General features: G+C 30.2%; 1 protein-coding gene. It reads right to left on the bottom strand.

Annotated features, from left to right (window positions below; genetic code table 11):
- A partial coding sequence (locus EZH24_RS12715) for a DUF2764 family protein (RefSeq protein ID WP_137999404.1) occupies positions 1-786 on the bottom strand: 786 nt, incomplete at its 3' end.
- Between the last annotated feature and the right edge of the window lie 101 nt (positions 787-887).

Raw genomic sequence — 887 nt, 5'->3', positions numbered from 1 at the left:
TTTCTTACCTTCTTCTTCGTTCCTTCCGTTTATACTAACGGCATAGGTTAAATTTATATAATAAGCGAAAAGATTATCCGTAGTGAAAGATTTTATAGAAGTCGCTTTCTCCAAAAATTCGTTCACTAAAGAACATTCTATATTTTCCATATTATAAGGGTCCGCTTTATCGGAAGAATTAAAAGTTTCTATAATATTATTTATATAAGGAACTTCTTTTCCTAATCCAAAGTCGGCGGCGGTAGATTTTGTCAAAACATTTATTAAAGGATAATCGCCTATCAATTCTTTAAAAATCAAATCTCCGCTAAAACCCAAAGCTCTTCCGTTTAAAGCCGCCAATATATTTTTCAAATTACGCATAAATAAAGCGTATTCTCTGATAAAACCGTTTCCCGTATTTATCATTTCCTCATAATAAAGATTCAACAAAGAATTTTCTATATGCCTTATATTTTCCCACTCGGTATTTTTATTATCTTCCAAAAATTTAGCCATATAATTAGGCAAATTTGAAAGATTAGAATATTTTTGAATCTCTTCTTTAGAAAAATTTGAAGGTTCTAAATGAATATTATAAGGACTAAATAATCCTTTTGAAACGGCTATAGCGTTTGCCAAATTTTTATTATCGTTTTGATAAATAAAGTAATTGAAAAGTTTCGCGTCTTTACCGCTTAAACCCGACAATATACTTTGAGTAATCTCGTTAATATCGTATTTAGCCTTCGAATCGGAGAGTTTTACTTCTGGAAGACCCGATATAAGATAATAATACGAACCCATACTATCCCCTTATTTGCTAAAAACGACTTCTTCCGTTTTTGCTTTTATAAAATCGCTAAAGAATTCGACAAAATCTTCATCCGTAAATTGCATTTGATAAT

Origin of the sequence: Brachyspira catarrhinii (genome assembly GCF_005518285.1) — a bacterium.
GTDB classification, from domain to species: Bacteria; Spirochaetota; Brachyspiria; order Brachyspirales; family Brachyspiraceae; genus Brachyspira; species Brachyspira catarrhinii.
This window is presented reverse-complemented; position numbering and strand designations above follow the sequence as displayed.